This window comes from Comamonas sp. HJ-2 (assembly GCF_053615495.1).
This window is the reverse complement of the sequence record NZ_JBSIFD010000005.1, coordinates 226,162-250,421: the sequence shown is the minus strand read 5'-3', so window position 1 is coordinate 250,421 and position 24,260 is coordinate 226,162. Positions and strand designations below refer to the sequence as shown.

The 24,260-nt window shown below is 51.0% G+C and carries 15 protein-coding genes; all 15 read left to right on the top strand.

What is annotated here, in order from left to right:
- Positions 1-79: 79 nt before the first annotated feature.
- The 15 genes from ACWGXF_RS06975 (at position 80) to ACWGXF_RS06905 (ending at position 24,237) form a co-directional block, all read left to right on the top strand.
- Complete coding sequence (locus tag ACWGXF_RS06975; RefSeq protein WP_452101801.1) at positions 80-1,357, top strand: phage/plasmid replication protein, II/X family; 1,278 nt, start codon at positions 80-82, stop codon at positions 1,355-1,357.
- A 71-nt stretch (positions 1,358-1,428) separates the two neighbouring features.
- A complete protein-coding gene (locus tag ACWGXF_RS06970; RefSeq protein WP_452101800.1) occupies positions 1,429-2,805 on the top strand; it encodes a Fic family protein in 1,377 nt (458 codons plus the stop codon).
- Positions 2,806-3,111: 306 nt separating this feature from the next.
- Positions 3,112-10,683 (top strand): SDR family NAD(P)-dependent oxidoreductase, encoded by a 7,572-nt coding sequence (locus ACWGXF_RS06965; RefSeq protein WP_452101799.1) that lies wholly within the window; start codon positions 3,112-3,114, stop codon positions 10,681-10,683.
- Positions 10,680-12,005 (top strand): aminotransferase class I/II-fold pyridoxal phosphate-dependent enzyme, encoded by a 1,326-nt coding sequence (locus ACWGXF_RS06960; protein ID WP_452101798.1) that lies wholly within the window; start codon positions 10,680-10,682, stop codon positions 12,003-12,005. The genes ACWGXF_RS06965 and ACWGXF_RS06960 overlap by 4 nt, the downstream gene beginning before the upstream one ends.
- Positions 12,002-13,423: a mannose-1-phosphate guanylyltransferase/mannose-6-phosphate isomerase gene (locus ACWGXF_RS06955; protein ID WP_452101797.1), complete on the top strand. Its 1,422-nt coding sequence runs from the start codon at positions 12,002-12,004 to the stop codon at positions 13,421-13,423. The genes ACWGXF_RS06960 and ACWGXF_RS06955 overlap by 4 nt, the downstream gene beginning before the upstream one ends.
- A complete protein-coding gene (locus ACWGXF_RS06950; protein WP_452101796.1) occupies positions 13,410-14,528 on the top strand; it encodes a hypothetical protein in 1,119 nt (372 codons plus the stop codon). Before ACWGXF_RS06955 ends, ACWGXF_RS06950 begins: the two co-directional genes overlap by 14 nt.
- Positions 14,529-14,533: 5 nt before the next feature.
- Positions 14,534-15,322: an ABC transporter permease gene (locus ACWGXF_RS06945; RefSeq protein ID WP_452101795.1), complete on the top strand. Its 789-nt coding sequence runs from the start codon at positions 14,534-14,536 to the stop codon at positions 15,320-15,322.
- Positions 15,319-15,969 carry an ABC transporter ATP-binding protein gene (locus ACWGXF_RS06940; protein WP_452101794.1) on the top strand — a complete coding sequence of 217 codons (651 nt, stop codon included), beginning with the start codon at positions 15,319-15,321 and terminating at the stop codon, positions 15,967-15,969. The genes ACWGXF_RS06945 and ACWGXF_RS06940 overlap by 4 nt, the downstream gene beginning before the upstream one ends.
- Positions 15,970-16,045: 76 nt before the next feature.
- Complete coding sequence (gene gmd / locus ACWGXF_RS06935) at positions 16,046-17,161, top strand: GDP-mannose 4,6-dehydratase (RefSeq protein WP_452101793.1); 1,116 nt, start codon at positions 16,046-16,048, stop codon at positions 17,159-17,161.
- 4 nt (positions 17,162-17,165) lie between these two features.
- Complete coding sequence (locus tag ACWGXF_RS06930) at positions 17,166-18,143, top strand: GDP-L-fucose synthase family protein (RefSeq protein WP_452101792.1); 978 nt, start codon at positions 17,166-17,168, stop codon at positions 18,141-18,143.
- Between the two features lie 72 nt (positions 18,144-18,215).
- Positions 18,216-19,439 (top strand): hypothetical protein, encoded by a 1,224-nt coding sequence (locus tag ACWGXF_RS06925; RefSeq protein ID WP_452101791.1) that lies wholly within the window; start codon positions 18,216-18,218, stop codon positions 19,437-19,439.
- On the top strand, positions 19,439-20,974 hold the full coding sequence (locus ACWGXF_RS06920) for a glycosyltransferase (protein WP_452101790.1): 1,536 nt from the start codon (positions 19,439-19,441) through the stop codon (positions 20,972-20,974). Before ACWGXF_RS06925 ends, ACWGXF_RS06920 begins: the two co-directional genes overlap by 1 nt.
- Positions 20,971-21,999 carry a polysaccharide pyruvyl transferase family protein gene (locus ACWGXF_RS06915; protein ID WP_452101789.1) on the top strand — a complete coding sequence of 343 codons (1,029 nt, stop codon included), beginning with the start codon at positions 20,971-20,973 and terminating at the stop codon, positions 21,997-21,999. Before ACWGXF_RS06920 ends, ACWGXF_RS06915 begins: the two co-directional genes overlap by 4 nt.
- Positions 21,986-22,693: a DUF4214 domain-containing protein gene (locus tag ACWGXF_RS06910; RefSeq protein ID WP_452101788.1), complete on the top strand. Its 708-nt coding sequence runs from the start codon at positions 21,986-21,988 to the stop codon at positions 22,691-22,693. The genes ACWGXF_RS06915 and ACWGXF_RS06910 overlap by 14 nt, the downstream gene beginning before the upstream one ends.
- A gap of 26 nt (positions 22,694-22,719) precedes the next feature.
- Positions 22,720-24,237 (top strand): glycosyltransferase family 4 protein, encoded by a 1,518-nt coding sequence (locus ACWGXF_RS06905; protein WP_452101787.1) that lies wholly within the window; start codon positions 22,720-22,722, stop codon positions 24,235-24,237.
- The last annotated feature ends 23 nt before the right edge of the window (positions 24,238-24,260 follow it).

Genomic DNA, 24,260 nt, shown 5'->3' with positions numbered 1-24,260 from the left:
GTGTGGCAGCAAGCATCACTCAATTCATGACGGGCTGTAATACATGACATCAGCCTGCTCAAGCCCCTGGATATTCCCAATGAATTTCAATAACTTAGCACGTGGTACAACAAAGTTGACTTTGCGTGAACGTTTGCTGGCAAATATTTGTAGTGCTTCACTTCCCGAGTTCAAGCGTATTCCAAGCCTGGTCGGAGGAGATGTCAGCCTGAATTCAGACCCCAACGTAGGTTTGGACTTGGGCTTGGACTTTGATTTGGACTTGGCCTCTAAAGCCAAAGCTGAAAGCAAAGCCAAGGCTAAAACCAAGGTGTGGAAGCCGTTTTACTCATTGTTGATTGATACGGTCAAGGTCAAGGTGCGGGTGAAGCACCCACCCTTGCAAGAACTTGCGCTGAGCAATGCCAACGTCAAGCAGGATGGCTACAAGTTCCTTATCAAATGCCCACTTACTGGTGCGTGCGTTCAAATGTTCAGCCAAGAAAACTGCCAGGCGTTGTTGCTGGAGTTCAGCGTACCCAAATTTCTAACAGGGCAAAACATCGTAGGTCACTTGAATCTGCATGCGGGAGTTCTTGCTGCTATCAAAAAGGCATTCAAGCTTTTGGGCTTTCTTCCATCACCGGAGGAGCGTGCAGCTATTGGTCGCGGTGACTACGCCCTCACGCGCGTTGATGTGGCGGTACATGTTGATTGCGGATCATCGGAGGATGCCCAAGCCTTGATGATTGCCCTGCGTGAATACATCGTCAGCAATGCTGGTGATGTGAGCTTGTATGGCTTAGAAACGGGCTACATTGGGCAGGGCTCGAAACGCCGCACCCTCAAGTGGTACCGCAAGGGTATCGAGTTGAAGAAGAAGGGGCGTGCAATCCCTGCTCATGTGCATGGCTGTGAGTACCTGACGGAAGTTGCTGATCGTTTGGTGCGCTTTGAACTGACGCTGCGTGGCAAAGAATTGGCACGCCTCGGTTTGACGTCACCATTGGCGTGGAATGAAGACGTAGCTAAAAAGCAGCTGTTGCCTTGGCTGTTCAAGTTGAAGCAAGCGGAGGGTGTGCTGCCTGACGTCAACGGCATCAATCGGCTCTCCCCAGTCATGCAAAACAAGCTTCGGCTTTGGCTTTTGGGTGATGTTCTAGCCTTTAGCCGTGGTGTTTCCAAGGACGCTTATCGTGATGCCCGCAAGAAGGTCAAAGCGGCAACAGGCTTGGACATTGAGCTGACTCGGAGCCCGGAGCTGCAAGCGGCTGCATTCACGACTATTCGCCAGCTGTTTGAGCGTGGCCTTGGCTTTAAAACCTACGAGGAAAAGTGGGGTCTGTTGGTTCAGAGTGCCCACCAGGGCAGCGCCTAGCAGTTGTCACAACGTTCTCTTATTGCGTCAATTGATTGGCGCAATTTTCATATTGCGTCATAATTTGCGTCATGAATAGCGTCAAACCACAGCAAGAGCTTGACTTGTTGGTCAACGTCATTGAGCGTCACCCAGAAGGGGTGAGCGCAGAAGAGGTGCTGCATGAGTCTGGGCTGGCCTTGCAACGCCGTAGCCTTCAGCGCAGATTGGCCTCATTGGTGGAGCAAGGGCGCATTCGGGTGCAGGGGCAAGCGCGGGCCGTGCGCTACTTTCCTGTTCTGGAAGATGAAAGCGCAGGTGGCGTAGCTTCTTCAGGCACAGCGGCTGAGATCGAGCCATATGTTCCCGTCAGCGCTCAAGGCGAAGCCATCAAGGCGTATGTGCGTCAGCCTCGGCATTTACGCAAGCCAGTGGTGTATCGAACAGAGTTTTTAGAGGAATACCACACCAACCACACCGCGTACCTGCCTTTGAAGCTGCGTGAGCAGCTACATGCACTGGGGCGCTCACCTGCCGAGCAAACACCAGCAGGTACATTTGCCAAGGACATTCTTAATCGCTTGCTGATCGACCTTTCTTGGGCTTCCTCGCAACTCGAAGGCAACACCTACAGCCGCTTGGATACAGAGCGCCTGATTGAGTTTGGCCAGGTGGCAGAGGGTAAGGATGCCTTTGAGACGCAGATGATCCTGAACCACAAGCAGGCGATCGAATTTCTGGTGCACTCGCCTGAGCAAGCTGTGGTGTCGCAGGACACCATCGTGGCCTTGCATGCTTTGCTTTCTGATGGCTTGATGGCTGACCCCGCCATGTGCGGTCGTATTCGCAGCCGTGCAGTTGAAATTGGCGGTAGCGTTTACCTGCCAGTGGCTTTGCCGCAGCGCTTGGAAGAGCTGTTCGGCATCGTGGTGGGCATGGCCGCAGAAATCGAAGATCCCTTCGAGCAGGCATTCTTTTTGATGGTGCACTTGCCGTATTTGCAGCCCTTTGAGGATGTGAACAAGCGGGTGTCGCGTCTGGCTGCCAACATCCCCTTCATACGCCACAACCTGTGCCCGCTGTCATTCATTGATGTACCCCAGCAAGCCTATGTGGACGCCATGATCGGCGTTTACGAACTCAATCAGGTTGACTTGCTGCGGGATGTCTTTGTGTGGGCCTATGAACGCTCATGCCAGCAGTACGTGGCTGTGCAGCAAAGCCTGGTGCCACCCGACATCTTGCGTCTGCGCTACCGGCAAGTGCTTGGTGAAGTGATTGCAGCTGTTGTTCGCGGCGGCCTGCCCGTGAATGAGGCCAGCGTCCAAGCCATGCTGCCTGGAAGTGTGCAGCCTGAAGACCGCGAGCACTTCACACAACTCGTACTCAAGGAACTAGCTGGCTTGCATGCAGGGAACGCCGTTCGGTTTGGACTACGGCCGCTTGAAATGATCGATTGGAAAAAGTAGTCTGTCTGTCCACCGTCAAAGTTATCCACAGATCACCCGAAGTGGCTGTTTATGCCCAACTGATGGAGCGCCCTGGTTGTGCAGCAAGCGGCCATCTAGCACTTTACCCTTAACAAGGTGTCTTTGAAACCGGCAGCAGCCCACAGTACAATGCAATGATCGGCGCAACAGCCTTGGTGAAAAAACGCTTACTCAAACCTACATTCAATGTGCAGAAACTCGTCGTTGTAATTAGCTGTCGGGTCCCGGACGATTAGCAACCTATGAGTGTTTGGGGCATAAATGCGGGCGATACAAGAACATAAATTGATTAAATCCGAATCTCATTCCATCGCAATAATTGGGCTCGCCTTTCGTTTTCCTGGGGATCTTTGTGCTGAGGATTCGTTCTGGGATGCGCTGAAACAAAAGCGCGATCTGGTTACTCAGATTCCAGAAAATCGTTGGTCTACAAGTGAACTCAAGCACCTTAAGCGTTCTGAACCTGGGCGGAGTATTACTTTTTCCGCTGGTGTGCTTTCGCGCATAGATGAGTTTGATGCAGGTTTCTTTGGGATTTCTCCACGTGAGGCCGCGTGGCTAGATCCTCAACAGCGTCTTTTACTTGAGCTTTCTTGGGAGGCGATGGAGAACGCCGGTGTAGTGCCATCGACGATGGCTGGTTCCGACTGTGCTGTATATGTCGGCATCTCAAGTCTGGATTATGGGGTGCGCAGCTTGGACGATATGGCCAGCATGAGTGCGCACTCGATGACCGGCAATACGTTGAGCATTGCTGCTAACCGTCTTTCTTATGTCTTTGATCTCCGCGGCCCTTCACTGGCGGTGGACACTGCATGTTCGTCGTCTCTGGTCGCTTTGCACCATGCCTGTAATAGCCTGCGTGCAGGGGAAGCATCGATGGCCATGGTTGGCGGGGTGAACCTGCTGCTGCATCCTTATCCCTTCGTCGGTTTCACAAAGGCGTCCATGCTGTCTGCTGATGGGCGCTGTAAACCATTTGACGAGGCTGGTAACGGTTATGTGCGTTCTGAAGGCAGCGCGGTACTTTTGCTTAAGCCGCTAGAGCACGCGTTGCGAGATGGTGACAATGTTCACGCAGTGATTTTGGCCAGTGGTGTGAACGCCGATGGTGCGCGCAAGACGGGTATCACGATTCCTAGTAGCGATGGTCAGGCTGAACTCATGGCCGAGGTGCTGGGGCGCAGTGGCCTCAAGCCAGAGGATGTGGATTTCATTGAAGCTCATGGCACGGGCACGGCAGTGGGAGATCCCATAGAAACGGCGGCGATCGGACGTGTCTATGGGCAGAAACGAAACAAGCCGCTGCCCATAAGCTCGGTCAAAGCCAATCTGGGGCATTTGGAATCTGCCTCGGGCATGGCAGGTTTGGTCAAGGCGATGTTGGCTCTGAAGCATCGGGCTTTGCCACCAGCGCTCCATTTGCACAAACACAACCCTCGTATCGACTTTGCCGGCCTCAACTTGCAAACCGTTGGCGAGTACATGCCCATAGAAAAGCAGGGCAGCAAGCCGTTGGTGGCAGGCGTCAACTCCTTTGGTTTTGGCGGGGCGAATGCGCACGTATTGCTGCAGGAGTACCAGCCGACATGTGAGGGGCAGGAGGCGGCGCTTGTGCCTGCGCCATCGACAGGCCTTATGCCTTTGCTGTTGTCAGCGCGCACAGATGAAGCTTTGCGCGCCATGGCGCAGCGCTATGCTGATCTGCTCCAAGACCGTTCCAGGCAAGAGCTTCAAGCGATTGCTCATGCTGCGGCGCTTGGTCGCGAACTCATGGAAAAACGTCTGGCGCTTTACCCAGCTGACGCTCAGTCGGCGTCGGGCATGTTACGCCGCTATGCCCAAGATGGCTCGTGTGCTGGTGTTTATGCCGAAGAGGCCATGACTCAGTCCGGTGACGTGGCCTTTGTATATGCCGGCAATGGAGCGCAGTGGCTGGGCATGGGCCAGCGGTTGCTGTCCGAATCGCCACAGTTCGCTGCGATCTTGGCGGAATTGGATGCCGCAATGCGGCCGCTGGCGGGCTTTTCGCTGATCGAGGAACTCCAGGCAGAGGAGATGGCGTCCCGTTTCCATGACACCAGCGTTGCCCAACCGCTGCTGTTCGCCATCCAGGTGGCGATCACACGCATTTTGGCCCAGGCTGGGGTGAAGCCCAGTGTCACGACAGGGCATAGCGTTGGAGAGATCGCTGCAGCATGGGCGGCGGGAGCCTTGACCTTGGATCAAGCCATTGAAGTCATCTGTGCACGCAGCAAGGCGCAGGCGTTGACACGTGGCACTGGACGTATGGCCGCCGCTGGTATGACAGACCAGGCTGCAAGAGACCTTATCGCGGATCTGGGGCTGGATGTCGAAGTGGCCGGGCTCAACAGCCCCGCAAGCATTACGCTCTCAGGCAGTCTGGACGATCTGCAACGCCTGCAGCGTGTAGTGGAGCCCAATGGCACATTCTTCCGCCTATTGGATCTCGACTATGCGTTTCACAGTCGACAGATGGATCCTATTGAGCAGCAGCTACGACAGTGGCTGCAAGGTCTGCAGTCCACTGCGGCGCAGGCGGCAACCTTTGTGTCCACGGTGACAGGCGATGTGCTGGCTGGCGATGAGTTGAATGCCAGTTATTGGTGGCGCAATGTGCGCGAGCCGGTTCGCTTTCAGCAGGCCGTGGACAAGGCCGCCGAACTGGGATGCCGGATCTTCGTGGAAATAGGCCCCCACGCCATCTTGCAGCGCTATATCTCGGATACCCTGACCTCCGCCAAACTCAAGGGCAGAGTGCTGCCTACACTGCGCCGAGGCGATGATGGCCTGCAGCGACTGGAAGAAGCTGCGTTGCGCACCTTGTTGCAGGGAGATGCTGCGTCGCTTATCGATCTGTTCGGCCCAACCTTCCAGCACATTGCTTTGCCCACCTATCCGTGGCAGCGGCAAAAGCACTGGCATCCCCGTTCCAGCGAGGCTGCGTTGACCTTCGATCATCGAAGGGTGCATCCTTTACTAGGGTGGCGTCTCCAAAGCACCCATCCAGAGTGGGAAAACACGCTGGATATGCAAACGCAACCTTGGCTGGCCGATCATCAGATCAGCGGCGCCATCGTCTACCCTGGTGCCGCCTATGCCGAAATGGCCTTGGCTGCAGCGCGTGAATGGTTGCAAGTGCCGCGCTGCGCGGTGGAGCAGCTCGACATCATCGCCCCCATGGTGTTCGACGGCGAGCACAGCCGAACACTACGGTTGACGCTGAATCCGCGCGATGGCAGTTTCCAGATCTGCAGCCGCCAGCGATTGAGCGCCGATGATTGGACGCTGCATGCGACAGGGCGTGTCCTTGAAGCTGCGGGCCAGGTGCCCGTTCCCAGAATCCCTGCGGTTGATGCTGCATCGCGCAGCACGCTGGATCAGGCGGCGCACTACCGGCTGACAACATCGCTGGGTTTGAACTACGGGCCAGCCTTCCAGGGGTTACAGCAGGCATGGGTTGCAAATGCGCACCTGGAAGCTTGCATTACGCAGCCGCCATCGCTGAGCCCGTCGGATTACCTGTTGCACCCGGCCTTGCTGGATGTCTGTTTCCAAACCTTGGTGGATTTCTTCGCCCAACGTATTGAAGCAGGTCAGGGGATCGCCCTGCTGCCGGTGAAGATGGGCTATATCGAGATCTGTGCGAACGGAAAAGTGACTCGTTTGCGTGCACAGTTGTTGCGCAACAGTCATCGATCCGTACTGGCGGACTTCGAGTTGCTAGATGCCGATGAACAGCTGGTGGCGGTCATCCGTGGCTGCCGTTTTCGCGCCGCCCATCTCAAGCGCCACGTACAGGAGAAGATCGCCCAATGGAGCATCACTCCTTGCTTGCGACCGCATCCACTCGATGCTGTGCAGGCCCCGCTGTTGCCATCCGCTGCACTGCTGCAGCATGCCAAGGATGCGCTGGCTGCGCATGCCGCTCAGCGGCAAGGGTGGTTCAAGCAAACACTTCCGTTGATCGAAGCCCTGGTTCTTTCGTTTGGCTATGAAGCCTGTGAGCAATTGCGTCGGTTGCGTGGACAGGATTGGACGCAACTGTTTGAAACGCCTTATGGACGCTGGCTGGCTGGCCTCATGCGCAGGGAGGCACTGCTTGTGCCCAGCATCGAAGGCGATCTGGATTTAGCTGAAGCGCCTGGTCTGCCAGCTGCGGCCGAACTTTGGCGCGCCATACTCCAGGACAACCCGGAATGCCTGCCGCAACTGTCGATGCTTGGCCGTGTCGGCCGCCAGTTGGTCGGTTTGCTTGATCGAACGGTGGATGCATCCTCCTTGGTCAGCGAACTGCACCATTCCCCGATTGCCGAAGCCATACACCATGCGGATCCCTCCTATGCGGGCGTGCGCATGGCGCTTGAAGCCATGCTGGTTCGGGCTGCCAGCGACTGGCCGGCTTCTCGCCGACTGCGTGTGCTGGAAATATCTGCCGGTCCCAGCGATCTGCCCCATGTCCTGCTAAATGCATTGCCTCAGGATCGGTTTGACTACGTGCTGGCTGTGGCAGACCCTGTTTTGCAGGCCCGCCAAGGGTCAGAGTTCCAGGCACATGCCAACATCGCTGTGACGGGGTTCGATCCGCTCGCTCTGAATGTTGTGTTGCCGACGCAATCTCCTCAGAGCTTTGATGTGCTGGTATTGCGCCATAGCCTGCACCGCAGCATTGACCCTCAGGCAGCTCTGGCACGGCTGCGAACACTTTTGACCATCGACGGTACTCTCTGGCTGGCCGAGCGCCATGCCGACTGGAGCATAGACTTTGTTGAAGGTTTAGATCCGCAGTGGTGGCATGAAGGTCAAGATGCCGAGCCGCAATCCGCGCTGCAGACACCGCAGACTTGGCAGCATTTGCTGCAGGGCGCAGGCTTTGACGACGTTACGCTTTTCCTTGAACCACAAGCCCAGGGATTGTCTGCAGGAGCCTATCTGCTGTTGGGTCGCAGTCCCGCTTCATCAAAGCTGGAGTCGCCACCCGAGGCAACTCAGGCTTTCGGGAGTTGGCTGCTACTGGTTGACGCTGCCAGCCAAACCTGTGCTCAGCAGTTGGGCGCACGCCTGAGTGAACGGGGTCAGCAGGTATGCATTGCCGAACACCCCGATGCGGCGCAACTGAGCAGCGCGAGCCATGTCGTGAGCCTGGTCGGCTGGCAGGATGGTGCCGATGCTGCGGCGCAGACGCTGGGGCTGCTGCTGGGTGATATTCAGACACTGGCTCGCCAGCAGGCGGGGCAGATGCCTCAGTTGTGGATGATCACCCGTGGCGGTGCATTGGCCTGCCCATTGCCAGAGGACGTGCTTCCCAATCCTGCTCAGGGTGCGCTGTGGGGGTTTGGGCGTGTCGTCATGAACGAGGTGCCGCAACTGCGCTGCACGCTGATTGAGCTGGCATGCGATTTAAACCATCCAGCATCGTTGTTGCGGTTGGAAAACGAGCTGCTGCACCCCGATGGTGTCAGCGAGATCGTGTTGGGCAGTACGGCACGCTACTGCCTGACCATGCATGCCTCGCAAGCCATCGTGACTGCGCCGGCGTCTGCCGTTTCTGCGCCGTCCGCACCGCAAGTGCGTCTGGATTTTCATGTGCCGGGGCAATTGCGCAATCTGGTCTGGCTGCCACAGGCCGAACGCGCGCTGCGGGATGATGAGGTCGAGGTGCGAACGCAGGCCACGGGTCTGAATTTCCGTGATGTCATGTACCTCATGGGTTTGCTGCCAGACGAGGCCGTCGAAAACGGCTTTGCCGGTGCCAGCCTGGGGCTGGAGTTCTCTGGCGTGGTTAGCCGCGTGGGTAGCCAAGTGCGCGATCTGCAGGTGGGTGATGCCGTCATGGGCTTTGGCGCCTCCTGTTTCGCCAGCCATGTGGTTACACCGGCTCATGCGGTGGCCCCTATGCCTGCGCACTGGTCTTTCGAGGCCGCAGCCACCGTACCTACGGTCTTTCTCACGGTCTACTACGCATTCAAGCAGCTGGCCGATCTACAACCTGGTGAGCGCGTTCTGATCCATGGCGCAGCAGGTGGGGTGGGCATCGCAGCCATCCAGCTTGCACGCCACTTGGGGGCGCAGATCTATGCCACAGCCGGTAGTGACGAAAAGCGTGACTTTGTTCATCTGCTCGGTGCAGACCATGTCTTCGACTCGCGCAGCCTGTCATTTGCCGAAGATGTGATGACAGCCACCGGCGGCCAAGGCGTGGATGTAGTGCTGAATTCACTGGCCGGCGAGGCCATGCGCCGCAGCCTGGATGTGCTCAAACCTTTTGGGCGCTTTTTGGAGTTGGGTAAACGCGACTTCTTTGAGAACACGCCGGTGGGGTTGCGCCCGTTCCGCAACAACATCAGCTATTTCGGCATCGATGCAGACCAATTGATGAATGGCCGCCCGCAACTTGCGGCACGTTTGTTCAAAGAAGTCATGGCCTTGTTCCACGAACAGATACTGGCGCCGCTGCCGTTGCGCCGCTTCAGCGCGGATCATGTGGTGGATGCCTTCAGGTTCATGCAACAGGCACGTCACATCGGAAAGATCGTGCTGTCCCTTGATATCCTGCCGCAGGTCAGCGCGGCCGATGGCGCACGCTCTACACCCGCATTGTTCAATGATGACGATTGCTGGCTCGTCACCGGAGGCTTATCAGGCTTTGGCCTTGAATCCGCACGCTGGTTGGCGGGGCAGGGGGTTCGCAACCTGGTATTGGTAGGCCGTCGCGGCACACAGACACCGGGCTCACAAGATGCCGTGAATACGCTGACTGCACAGGGCGTTCGCGTGTTTGCTACGGCCTGTGATGTGGCTGATGCAGCGGCACTGGCCGCCCTGATGCAATCCCTGCCCGAAGATCTACCTGCGTTGACCGGTGTGCTGCATGCTGCGGCGACCTTCGACGACCGCCTCTTGCTCAATTTGGATACCCAAAGCATGAGCAGCGTGCTGACGGCTAAATTGCAAGGCGCTTGGAATTTGCACCTGGCCACGGCAACCATGCCCTTGAAGCATTTTGTGCTGTATTCATCCATCACCACGGCCATCGGCAATCCAGGTCAGGGCAATTACGTGGCTGCCAATGCGGGCCTGGAGGCGCTTGCCGCATTGCGCCAGCGCACGGGTCTGCCGGCGACTTGCATGGCTTGGGGCCCCATTGGGGATGCGGGCTATCTGGAGCGCAACCAGGCTGTCAAAGATGGTTTGGCGCAGAGACTGGGCAAACCCCCGGTGGGTGCGGCCGATGCCCTGACCGAGCTGGGTCAGGCATTGCGCTCAGATCAAGCCATCGTCATGCCCGCTGACTTCGACTGGAATGTGTTGGCACGCTTGCTACCCTCCTCGACAGGCAGTCGTTTTGCCATGCTCAATCGTCTGCGCGAGGAGTCGTCCTCCGGCGCCGATGCCACAGACATCGGTGCGCTGCTGGCCGGCAAAACGCCGCAAGAGGCAGCGGCCATCATCAGCGACATGGTGACGCAGGAGGTCGCTCAGGTGCTGTGCATACCGGCGGCAGGCATCAAGCCCCAGGCATCGCTGCACGATCTGGGAATGGACTCGCTGATGGCGGTTGAACTTGCCTTGGGGCTGGAACAGCGCTTTGGTATCCAGCTGCCGGTCATGATGTTGAATGACGCCCCCTCCGTGAGCAACGTCACTGCGCGCATTGTCGAGAAATTAGTGGGTGGGGATTACGAAAGCGAACCACCAACGCAGCAAGAAAGCCAGCTTGCCCTTGTCACCGCTGCACTCCAGCAGCACGGCGAAGGTCTGACGACCGAACAACTCCAAACGCTGGCACAGGACACGCAAAGGCTCGCACAACAGGGAACGGCACTCATCCCATGAACAAGACCCCACTAGCCCAGCAGGCCAAAACACAGCTGATCGACCGCATCCTGGGCCGCAAGGCCAGCGCGTCCCAGCAGCCGGTAGCGGCGGCGACAAGGCCCGTGGCGCGCTCCTCGGTCGATCCCGCTTTGACCCGCTTCGACCGCCATCCCGGCTACGAAAAAATGCTGGTTCCGAAAGCGGTGGCCGATCGTCTGGGGCTGGATAACCCATTCTTTCGCATCCACGAGGGCATGGCAGGTGCCACCAGCCATATTGCCGGGCGCGAGTTCATCAACTTCTCCAGCTACAACTACCTGGGCCTCTCAGGCCACCCCGAGGTTAACCAGGCAGCCAAGGATGCGATTGACCATTACGGCACCTCCGCATCGGCCAGCCGCCTGGTCGCTGGCGAGCGCCCCATACAACGAGAACTGGAACAAGCCTTGGCAGCGGTTTATGGCGTTGAAGACAGCATCGTCTTTGTCAGCGGCCATGCCACCAATGTCAGCACCATTGGCTACCTGTTCGGACCCAAGGATTTGGTGCTGCACGACAGCTTGATCCACAACAGTGTGCTGCAGGGCATTGAATTGTCCGGCGCGGCAAGGCGGCCGTTTGCGCACAACGACCTCACGGCGCTGGACCAGATACTGGCCGAGAGCCGCGGATGCTTTGAGCGAGTACTCATCGTGGTTGAAGGCCACTACAGCATGGATGGCGACATCCCAGATCTGCCATCACTGATTGATATCAAACGCAGGCACCAGGCATTTCTGATGGTCGATGAAGCCCATTCGCTAGGGGTTTTAGGCGCAAGTGGCAAGGGGCTGCACGAACACTACGGCGTGGATGGCCGCGATGTGGACATCTGGATGGGCACGCTCTCTAAAACGCTGGCGGGCTGCGGTGGTTATATCGCTGGAGAGCGTGCACTGGTGGAGCACCTTAAATATGCAGCGCCTGGATTTGTCTACAGCGTCGGTATAGCTCCCAGCTTGGCTGCAGCATCACTTGCAGCTCTTCGTGTCATGCAAAAGCAGCCAGAGCGCGTGCAAAAACTACGCAGTAACACACATTTTTTTCTGCAACAGGCGCGTGCAGCTGGCCTAGATGTTGGCATGTCCCAAGGTCATTCCATCATTCCTTTGATGATGGGCAGCTCCGTCAAGGCCGCGCGTCTTTCCAGCCAGCTCTTTGAGCACGGCATCAATGTCCAACCCATTCTTCATCCAGCTGTCGAAGAGAAAGCCGCCAGATTGCGATTCTTTCTCAGTACTGAGCACAGCCAGGCGCAAATGGAATTCAGTATTCAAACCATCAAAGAATTGACTTCATGACTGCTCTTACCTTGATTCCAGTTGTACTTTGTGGTGGTGCAGGCTCTCGCCTTTGGCCTGTATCGCGTGAAACACATCCCAAGCCATTCATCCGGCTTGGTGATGGGCAAAGTTTGCTGCAAAAAGCTTTCCTGCGAGGCGCTCAACTACCTGGCGTGGCCGAGGTTCTGACGGTGACCAACCGCGAACTCTTCTTCAAGACTGAAGATGAATATGCTGAGATCAATGATTGCAAATTGCACACCTCGTTCCTATTGGAGCCTTTCGGGCGCAATACAGCCGCTGCGGTGGCTGCTGCGGCTTTGCAGATTGCAGAGAAGAACCCGGATGCGATTTTGATGGTACTTGCTGCAGACCACCTGATCGCCGAGCAAGAGGCATTTGGCAAGGCGGTCGAGCAGGCTTGCGTGCTGGCTGAGCAGGGGGCACTGGTGACATTCGGCATCAAGCCAACCGCGCCAGAAACAGGCTATGGTTATATCGAAGCCCAAGGCAATAAGGTGCTGCGCTTTGTGGAAAAGCCTGATACTGAAACAGCGGTTTCCTATCTAGAGACTGGTCGTTTCTTCTGGAACTCCGGCATGTTCTGTTTCAAGGCTTCTGCCATGCTTGAGGAGATGAAAAAGCATTGCCCAGCTATCTTGGAAATGGTACAGGCTTGTCTGGTTCAGTCTCGCCGTATATCGGGCCAGAATTCCTCACGCTGCGAGTTGGAATCACAGTCCTTTAGCCTAGTTCCCGATGACTCCATCGACTATGCCGTGATGGAAAAATCCGATCGAGTGGCCGTTGTGCCTTGCGATATTGGCTGGAGCGATATCGGATCCTGGTCGACGCTTGGCACGCTAAGTGAAAGCGATGAGCAAGGTAACCGCGTCGAGGGCGACGCATTGCTGCATGAGGTACAGAACTGTTTCATCCGCAGCGATGGTCGTCTGGTGGGCGCCGTCGGTGTCAACGACCTCATCATCGTCGATACGCCGGACGCCTTGCTGGTCGCCTCGCAAGACCGTGCTCAGGACGTTAAGCATGTCTACAACACGCTCAAGGCCAGGGGCCACGAGCTGCATCGCATGCACCGAACCGTGCACCGTCCATGGGGTGACTACACCGTGCTGGAGGAAGGCGAGCGCTACAAAATCAAGCGGATTGTCGTCAAAGCGGGCCAGAGCCTGAGCCTGCAGATGCACCACCATCGCAGCGAGCACTGGATCGTGGTCAGCGGCATGGCCAAGGTCGTCAACGACGATCGGGAGATCCTGGTCTCTGCCAATGAATCCACCTATATCCAGGCAGGCCACCAGCACCGCGTCAGCAACCCCGGCATTCTGCCGCTGATCATGATCGAAGTGCAAAGCGGCGAATACCTGGGTGAAGACGATATCGTGCGTTTCGAGGATGTGTATGGCCGTGCCTGAAGTGAAGAACAACAACCTGCGTCAGACATGGCAGAAACACCGCCTGTTCTGGCTCACGGTGGCCTTGCCTACCTTGCTGGCGATTTTCTATTTCGGTCTGATCGCCGCTGATGTCTACATCAGCGAATCGCGCTTTGTGGTGCGCAGCCCCGAACGCCAGACGGCCTCGCCGCTGGGCATGCTGCTCAAGGGCAGCGGTTTCACACGTTCGCAGGACGACAGCTACAGCGTGCAGGACTACATGATGTCGCGCGACGCGCTCAAGTCCCTGGACGACAAGCTGGACCTGCGCAGTGCATTCGCAAAGGGCGATGCGCTGGGCCGCTTTCCAGGCCTGGATTGGGACGAAAGCTTCGAGAAGATGCACCGCTACTACCAGAAGGTGGTGAATGTGCAGCTCGACTCGCTCTCTTCCATCGGCACGCTGAGCGTGCGCGCCTTCAGCGCCGAAGATGCGCAGAACATCAACTCCGAGCTGCTGCAAAAAGCCGAGGAACTGGTCAACCAGCTCAACGAGCGCGGCCGCCAGGACATGATCCGCTTTGCCGATGAAGAAGTGGCCAAGGCCGAGCAAAAGGCCAAGCGCGCATCGTTGGCGCTGGCCGACTATCGCAACAAGAAAGGCGTGATCGACCCTGAAAAGCAAAGCGCCATTCCCATGCAGCAGATCGCCAAGCTGCAGGACGAGCTGATCAGCAGCAAGTCCCTGCTGGTGCAGCTGCAGCTGGCGGCGCGTGACAACCCCCAGATCCCGGTCCTGAAACAGCGCATCCAGTTGCTGGAAAGCGAAATACAGAACGAAAGCCAGAAGATCACCGGTGGTGGCCTCTCTCTGGCCAGCAAGGCTGCCGATTTCCAGCGCCTGGCGCTGGAAAAGGAGTTCGCCGACCGGCAACTGGCCAGCGTCATGGCATCGCTTGAACAGGCCCGCAATGAGGCCCAGCGCAAGCAGCTGTATCTGGAACGCATCGCCCAGCCCAGCCTGCCCGACGCCGCCATGGAACCGCGCCGCCTGCGCTCGATCGCCGCAGTATTCGTGCTGGGCCTGATCATCTGGGGCGTGCTCTCCATGCTGATAGCCGGCATCAAGGAACACCAGGATTGAGCGACATGGGTGAAACAACACTGGCACGGTCGTTTGCTATCCAATTGCGGGTCATCCATGCGCTCTTGCTGCGTGAAGTTATCACCCGCTACGGGCGCCATGGACTGGGGTTTCTTTGGCTATTTCTGGAGCCAATGCTTTTTACGTTGGGCGTCGCGACATTGTGGACAGTTGCGAACATGCACGCCATGTCTGATATTCCGATTATTGCTTTTGCGATAACCGGGTATTCATCTGTTTTGATGTGGAGAAATGTGGCAAATCGCTGTTCCAAGGCGATTGAGCCCAATATGGCTTTGATGTACCATCGAAACGTGAGGATTTTAGATATATTTATGTCTAGAGTCTTGCTTGAATGGGTGGGAGCAACCGCATCTTTCATTGCTTTATCTGCTCTGGCGATAGTTTCCGGATTTATGCGTGGTCCACAAGATATTTTTATTATCGCCATTGGATGGATCATGCTGGCATGGTTTTCCATTGGGCTCGGATTTACTGTTGGTGTCCTCTCTGAAAAATCAGAAACATTTGAGCGAATCTGGCATATCGCAACTTACTTGATGTTTCCATTGTCGGGGGCTGCATTCATGGTCGACTGGTTGCCAACTGCCGCCCAGAAAATAGTACTTTATTTGCCAATGGTTCATGGTGTAGAGATGATTCGGCATGGATTTTTTGGTGAGGTTGTAAAAACCCATGAAAATCCTTCCTATATGGCATTCGTAAGTCTTTTACTTTTGTTAATCGGTCTTGCATTAGTTAAAGATGCAAGCCGTAATGTGAAACCAGAATGATTTTTCTCAATGACGTTTATAAGGCGTATCAAACCCGCTCGGGAGTTCACCAAGTCTTGGACGGTGTGAACTTGACCATCCGTTCCGGGGAAAAAATAGGAATTTTGGGACGAAATGGGGCAGGAAAATCCACCCTGATTCGGATACTCTCTGGAGCAGAAAGACCAGACTCTGGAAAGGTGGAGCGGGGCATGAAAATGTCGTGGCCACTCGCTTTTGGCGGTGCTTTCCAGGGGAGTCTTACTGGGTTAGACAATTTACGATTTATCTGCAGAGTCTATGAGGCTGATTTTTCTGGAAAAGTTGAATATGTAAAAGATTTTGCAGAGCTTGGGAAATATTTTTGGGAGCCTGTGAAAACTTACTCTTCTGGAATGCGTTCACGCTTGGCTTTTGCTATTTCCATGGCAATTGAATTCGACTGTTTTCTGATTGATGAAGTGATTTCTGTCGGTGATGCTCGTTTTCATGAAAAATGTCGAGAAGAGCTATTCATTAAAAGAAAAGATAGAGCGTTTGTCATGGTCTCACATGAGCTTCACAATCTGCAAGAATTTTGTGGAAATGTCTATGTTTTATATCAAGGTAAATTGCTCTCATTCGATGAAATGAGTGATGCATATGATTTCTATAATGGTAATTGTTAAGTTACCGATTTCTAGCTGAAATTTTATTAAATCCCGTTAAAGGGATTTTTCAAGATATATATAAATAAAGGATTCTATGAAAAAAGTGGCACTTATTACTGGAATTACTGGGCAAGATGGAGCTTATCTTGCAGAGCTTCTTTTAAATAAAGGTTATGAAGTACATGGAATAAAACGTCGAGCATCACTTTTTAATACAGATCGCATTGACCACCTGTACCAAGATCCCCATGTTTCCAATAGGAATTTGGTATTGCATTACGGTGATCTTACTGATTCGACAAATCTGATTCGTATAATTCAGCAAGTTCAACCGGACGAAATATATAATTTGGCTGCTATGAGCCATGTCGCGGTTAGTTTCGATTCTCCAGAATATACAGCTAATGCAGATGGAATTGGAACTTTGCGTATATTAGAAGCTATTCGTATTTTGGGAATGCAGAAGAAAACGCGGTTCTACCAGGCTTCTACGTCTGAACTGTATGGGCTTGTGCAAGAAATTCCACAAAAAGAGACGACGCCTTTCTACCCTCGTAGCCCGTATGCTGTAGCCAAATTATATGCATACTGGATTACCGTTAATTATCGTGAAGCCTATGGTATATATGCTTGTAACGGTATTCTCTTCAATCATGAGAGTCCATTGCGAGGAGAGACTTTTGTCACTAGAAAAATTACTCGTGCAATAGCCAGAATGGCACTTGGTCTGCAAGACTGCCTTTATCTGGGTAATCTTTCCTCACTTCGTGATTGGGGGCATGCACGTGACTATGTTGAAATGCAATGGCTCATGTTGCAGCAAGAAACGCCAGAAGATTTTGTAATAGCCACCGGTGTGCAATATAGCGTCCGGCAGTTTGTAGAGTTCTCTGCCAATGAAGTAGGCATCGAATTGCGCTGGGAAGGCTCAGGAGTTGATGAAAAAGGTATCGTCTCCGCAGTAACGAACACGGACGCTCAGGTCAAGGTGGGAGACATTCTTGTCAAGGTTGATCCGCGCTACTTCCGTCCAGCCGAGGTGGAAACCTTGCTTGGTGACCCTCATAAAGCGAAAGCGAAGCTAGGCTGGGAGCCTAAAACGACGCTGCATGCGCTGGTCAAGGAAATGGTGCAGGCAGATTATTCTGCGGCTAAACGCGATGCACTTGTAAAAATGGCTGGATTTCAAGCATACGACTATCACGAGTAATTTCATGCAAAAGACTTCGAAAATCTACGTCGCTGGTCATCGTGGGCTCGTCGGTTCTGCATTGGTAAAAATGCTTCAAAAAGAAGGCTATTCCAATCTTGTCCTTAGAACGCATGCGCAATTAGATCTGTCGAACCAGAAAGCTACTGATGAGTTTTTTGCTCATGAGCGGCCCGAATATGTCTTCCTTGCTGCGGCAAAAGTTGGCGGAATTCATGCTAATAATGAATACCCGGCTGAGTTCATTAGTGAAAATCTGGCAATCCAAAGTAATGTAATCAGCGCTGCCTATAAGAACAAAGTTGCTCGCTTGATATTCTTGGGGTCAAGCTGCATTTATCCAAAGCTTGCATTGCAACCTATGAAGGAGGAGTATCTTCTTACTGGTGCATTGGAGCCTACCAATCGTCCCTATGCACTTGCTAAAATTGCTGGCATTGAAATGTGCTGGAGTTACAACCGCCAGTATGGTACGCAATATCTAGCAGTAATGCCTACCAACTTGTATGGCCCAGGTGACAACTATCACCTGGAGAATAGTCATGTTATTCCAGCGCTTATTAGAAAATTTCATGAAGCAGAGCGGGCAAAAGCCCCTGCTGTGACAGTCTGGGGGTCTGGAACTCCTCGACGCGAGTTTCTCTACAGCGAAGACATGGCTGAAGCATGCATACACTTAATAAATCTTCCAAATGAGAAGTTTATGCCTCTGCTAGGCCAACATCGTAATGATGGGATAGCTCCAGTTGTAAATATTGGAAAAGGAAGTGATTTAACAATTCTTGAGTTGGCAGAAACAATTGCATCAATTGTTGGCTACACTGGAGCAATTGTATTTGATCATACAAAGCCAGATGGAACTCCTCGTAAATTGATGGATGTAGGTAGATTGTCCTCCACTGGATATAAGGCCAAAACAGAATTTAAAGATGGTCTGCAGTCTGCATATTATGATTTTATTGCCAGAAAAAATCAAGAATGAATTTTAAACCCATTAAATGGGCTGATGAATTGATTTATCTAGAATTAAAAGTGGTGATTTGAGGGGTACTCTATGAAACGCAGAGCGTTTGTATTCGATCCAGTTTGCGCGCTGCCGTATGGGCATAATGTTGTAGGGCTTAAATATTTTTCCGAAGCTATTAAACCGTATTTTAACGATGTTGTCGCTATAGCATCTCGAGCTTTACCTGAAAATATTGCGAAAAATTACGGATTTGAACGGGAATTTGATTTTTATTACAAAAAACATATAAAAATCGATAACTCTGAAAATTTTCATAATAAGGTTCGTGAAAATTTTGGGCAAGATTTAATGTTGGATCTTGCCACTCGTGACGTAGGTGATATTTTCTTAAAGTATGGAGTGTCGGGTGCTGACTCTATAGTACTGCCGTGCCTAGACTATTATGGTGCAATGGGGCTATTGGCGGTATTGCGAGGAATAGATCCAGAATTTTCTCCAACTGCTTACTTTCGTTTTATTGGGGTTATGGAAAATGCAACCACATTTGGAAGTAATGGTCTTGCATACCTAATTAAAGAAATTCAAATTGCGTTGGAGGCTGGATATAAAATTAGACTTTGCGCTGAAACACCTGCGTATGCGGATCATCTTGCAGATCGACTAGGCACTATTGTTAGTGTTGTGCCGTATCCAGTACATGCAGAGTTCATGCACGCTACTGATTTTTCAAAAGTAGAAGAAAAGCAGAATCTAGAGAAATATAGTGATAGTGCTAGTTTCAAAATTTCCTGCCCTGGATCAGCGCGTTTCGATAAAGGGTATTTAAGATTGCTTGAGATATTCTCTAATGTCCGGAAAAGAGATCCTCGGCAAACAATAAAATTTTTAACTCAGACGCTTCCAATCGCGGATGCTCTTTCGCATGCTAATTATACGAATCAATTGTATGCCACACCTGGTGTCAAATTGCTTCCCAGCGCGGTTTCTGAAGATGAAATGAATGCTTTATATAAGCAATCAGATTTGATTATTTTGCCGTATGATCCCGTTACGTATGAATACAGAGGCTCTGCCGTATTCATGGAGTGCATTTCACGAGGAATTCCTGTAGTTGCGCTGGAAGGTTCAGCCTTTTGCCAGCAAATTGCATATTATGGGGCGGGTTCTGTCGTTAGAGATGTTGGAGAAATAATAGAGAAGATTTTCTATTATCGTGACTTGCCAAAAAAAGAAATAATTAAGAAAATGCTTCAATCTCGCCATCGTTATACGGTGGATTCTGATTCGGCAATTGCCTATTGGATTAAATGATGAAAATATTATTTTTGGATCACGCCTTTCATAAAAAAACAAAGTCAAGTAATTTCTTTTTGGATTTAATCAAAAATAATTTTGATCGCGTGGATGTCGAGTATGTAGACCCAGATCAGATGGCTGAAATAGCGGCCTTAAAGAAAAATAGAGTTCATGATCTTGTTATTTTGTGGCAATTAGATTATTTGGCACCAATTTTTCTTGCTGCCGGGTATCGTACGATTGTGGTACCAATGTATGATGGATCAGCTAATATGCCCTACGAGCATTGGATAGGGATGGGCGGGGCATCATTTATCAACTTCTCAAGAATATTGCACGAACGGGTGATCGGGGTTGGATGCCGTTCTTTGTCTGTGAAGTATTATTTGGCCCCAGTCAAGGAAGATCAGCTTCCTAAATTTGACGATTTGAGGGCCATACTATGGATGCGCAGGCCCCAAGATGGCATAACTCCTGGCCTCATTCAACGTATGGTGGGCAACCAACTTAAAAGCTTGCATGTACATAATGCGCCTGATGATGGGTTACCAAAGGCGATGAGTGATTACAAGTATGGAATATCATCTGTACAGATGATAGAGACTCGTTGGAATAGCGAAACTAACACATATCTGGATGCGTTGAAAAAATGTAATGTTTTCTTCGCCCCACGCATGTCAGAAGGCATTGGGATGGCGATGCTAGAGGCCTTCTCTCGTGGTCTGCTAGTTATGGCCGCTGACAATGCTGTTCACAATGAGTACGTGTCAAATTGGGTGAATGGTATATTGTTTAATCGCGATGTGACGAGCAATGTAGTTATTCCTCTAGATACGGCTCGTGAAATTGCATTTAATGGTTGGTGCGGTGCAGTGAGTGGCTATCAAGAGTGGTTGGAGACGCATAGGCAAATTGTTCAATTCATTAAAGATACGCCTGAAAATACTTCGGTAAGTCGGTCTGTATCACCTACTTATATTGCGGCACTTTTTGATGCTTACTCGATCGGTGGTGATGCATATCTCGGTTTTCTACGGGAACATGTCATTGATTGGGGAAATCGAGATGCAATGATGAAAATTGTTGCGCCCATCAAGAAAATAATTCACACCAAAGAGTATGAGCTGCCTGTGCTTGATGAAGATGGGCTGTTCTTTGGAACGACTACGAGATCTGTCAGTGGAAAAATTGGTTTAGCAGATTCCAATGCTTTTTCTGCGATGCTGACAGGTGATTCCGTAACTTTTTCAGCTAAATTGAATGATTTTATTACTGATAGGGCAGATTTCCGTATAGTGCTTGACTGCGAGTTACTTGAGATAAAAAAAGAGCAATGGTTAATTATTGCCCACTTGAACCAGTTAGTCTGTGCACGACAGTCTTTGCCAAACCGGCCTGGAGATTTCACAATCGAGATTCCATTAAATGGAATTCGAGACGGCAGGGTTGAAATAATATTGACATTGATTGATATTGAATCTCAAGTGAGGGAATCGACTCTTCCTGAGATAAAATTTAAAAGCATTCGACTTAAGGCGATAAACAAATGAGATCTGCGCCATTGAAGATTGGAGCATTCGGAACTGGGAATCTTGGAGATGATTTGATGCTTCATGCTATTCTCAAGGAAGAGCCTGAATCAAATGTAGTTGCTTATGGACCTCCGTGCCTTCCTTTTGAAGTGCGCTATATACCGACAAATGAATTTCTAGATCGACCAGATCGTTATCTTTCAATTGCAACTTCTTTGGACTTTGGTGGGGGAAATCTTTTTTGGTCCGCAGAAAATGTTTCAGACATGCTCGTTATAAGTCAACGTGCAAAAATTGCTGGCCTGCCCGTCAGGCTGCAGCGAATTGGACTTCAGGGATTCGAATGTAGTCCTAGATATGTAAAGGCTCTATTGGCGGTGGTTGATAGTCTAACAGTTAGAGATAGGCAGTCCCTCGATATTGCTAGACAACTAGGCCGAGAAGATTGTGAGTACTCAAGAGACTATGCTTTTGAACTTTTGGAAAATTTTAATCTGCCTTCTTCTAATAAGAAAGATGCTGTAAAGCGGGTGGGGATTAATTTTGCAGATACAAGATTTACATCGGAAGATCCGCAGCATCGAGATTTTATATTGCATATATCAGGTATATTTTCTGAATTGGCAAGGAATTTTCAAGGTTCTATTGAGTTCTGTTATATTCCATTTTCTAATCATCGAACCCACATAATAGAGAACGATCTGCGTGCAGGGGCTATACTTTGGGAAGCCTCAGGTGGATTGATTAAGTATGCAGAAAATATCTATACGACTGAAGATTTGGTAAGAGAAGTTCATTCCGTCGATGTTTTGTTGGGTACACGGTTTCATATGCAAGTCTTGGGCTACGCTCTCAAAAAGGAGGTAGTTCCTCTCGTTGCAAATTTTCTGGAGCGTTCAAAATATAATTCCATTTCGAGGGATAATGGCGTTGAGCCTATTCCTTATTCAGGTGTCTCGCAAGGCTTTACAATTTCTAAAATTAAAAATCGTCTTTCAAATTTTTTTGACAAAAAAATGAATAATAAAAATGAGTCAAACTGATTTGATTGATGTTGCACTGCTTGAGTACTTGTCGGATGAAGCATTTGTTCATCATTGCTTCGTTAAGGCATTTAAGAGTGTGTGCAGCCCTTCTCGTGCTAAATATTATTTATTGCAGCTTGCTGGAGGAATGGCGCGAGCTGACGTTGCGCGTGGTATTTTTTTGGAAGACGAATATGAGCATAGAGTTAGTGCGACTGCTTTGAGAGAGTTGCCAAAGCTCAAAGGTGACTTGTTTATTCGCAAAACCTATGAGTTGGTTTTGGGGCGTGAGGCTGATAATTCGGGAATAGATCACTATTCAGGTCGTCTAGTCAATGGGTGTGGAACTTTATTTGTTTTGAAAGATATACTGAGCAGCGCTGAAGGAAGTCTGAGATGCGCCAATTACCCTCAACTCAATGAGTTTAGGGATTTTTTGAATAAAGAAGATAATTTTTATGAGGATTTGACACTGAGCACTGTTAAATACTTGACGGCTGCTGCAGAGGATGAGTTTATTCAAAAGGCCTACCTAATTTTTTTGAGGCGAGAAGCAGATGCTGCTGGCCTTGAGAATTATCAAAATGCACGTAAGAATGGCCTGTCTAGGATGCGATTGCTTTATTCGCTGGCCTTCTCTGAAGAAGGCCGAAATTTTCGGAAGCCGCTGTCAATTTGGATTTACCTAAAATTCGGAAGGTTTTTTTGGTGACTTATAAAAGTAAAATAAAAATAACTATGGAACTTCGTCCTGCTCTCGATGGGTATTACGGAATTCCTCATGAAACGCGCCTTCTTTTTAGTGCACTTGCTAAGTTGCCTCAAATTGAGTTAAGTGGTTTGCTGCAAATGTCCCGTCGTATGACTAGAGGGGGTATTGATGAAGGAAAAATTCATGCGCAAGCAGAAAAAGTTCATCGATATTCGCGAACTGTAGTTTCACTAAAGGGTAGTTCTGCGGCTGGTTGGAAACAAGGCATTGGAGAATTTTTCGAGGAGCAAATTGAAAGATGGTTTTTGCGTATTTCGGCCTGGTTTGGTTTGCACAAAATTAAGTTGAGGAAGTTTGAAACTATATATTTTGAAGACTTTATATGGCAGGCAATTTTTGCTAGGAGCTTGCCAAGTGATCAGCGAAGTATAGTTTTAAAATGTAATCACTTTGTTTGTGCTACACCGTGGCGTTGGATGCATGTTGTTGGTTTAGATGGGCGTTTGCTTTTTCGTCGTGCTGCTTATCCTTGTTTGAATTTTTTCGATCAAGATATTTTCATTACACAAACACCATATCCAGGACGTTTAAGTAAGGGTACTACGTTAGTCGTGCATTATCATGATGCTATTCCAATTTTAATGCCGCACACCATTTCAGATCGCGCATTTCATCAAGCAAGTCATTTTCATGCATTGGAATCAAATGTGCGGGATAATGCTTGGTTTGTTTGCGTTTCTGAGGCAACGCGCCAGGATTTGATTGGATTGTTTCCTGAAGTCGAGAAGAGGTCAGTCACTATTCATAATATGCTGTCTAACCACTATTATTTGTCAGAACCCGAGCCTGAAAGAGTGGCAGGTCTTGTTCGAAGACATATCCATGGAAAATTTCGCCCAGCTGGTGAAAAATCGACAGATAGAACTTTCGATTTGTCGAGGAATTTTATTAGCGAAGACGATAAAACGAAATTTTATCAAGATATCTTTGGGAAATCGTGTAAATTTATTTTGATGGTATCCACGCTTGAACCGCGGAAAAATCATTCCAGACTACTAGAGGCATGGGAGAGAGTGAAGGATCGATTGGATCCTGATTTGAAGTTAGTATTTGTCGGCCATATAGGTTGGGATTACAATACGATCCTTGACTCCTGTATTCCTGCAATTGAGCAAGGGGGCTTGTTCCTATTGCATAGCGTTCCAAGTGATGGACTTCGCGTTCTATATCAAAATGCCATTGTGACGGTTTGTCCAAGTCTTGGAGAGGGTTTTGATTTTTCCGGTGTTGAAGCTATGCGTTGCGGCGGGGTTGTTGCTGCATCGGATATACCAGTGCACCGCGAGATATATGGGGAAGCTGCGGAGTATTTTGATCCCTACGATACATCTTCTTTGGTGGATTGCCTGGAAAGTCTGATTTTTGAAGTGGATTCAAATTCACGTCGAGAAAAGCTTCGAGCTATTGGAATCGAGAAAAGTGACTTGTATCTTCCTGAAAAAATTGTGCCGCAATGGGAGAATTTTCTTAACATGATTCATTGAAATTCCAATAAAATTGGCACTGA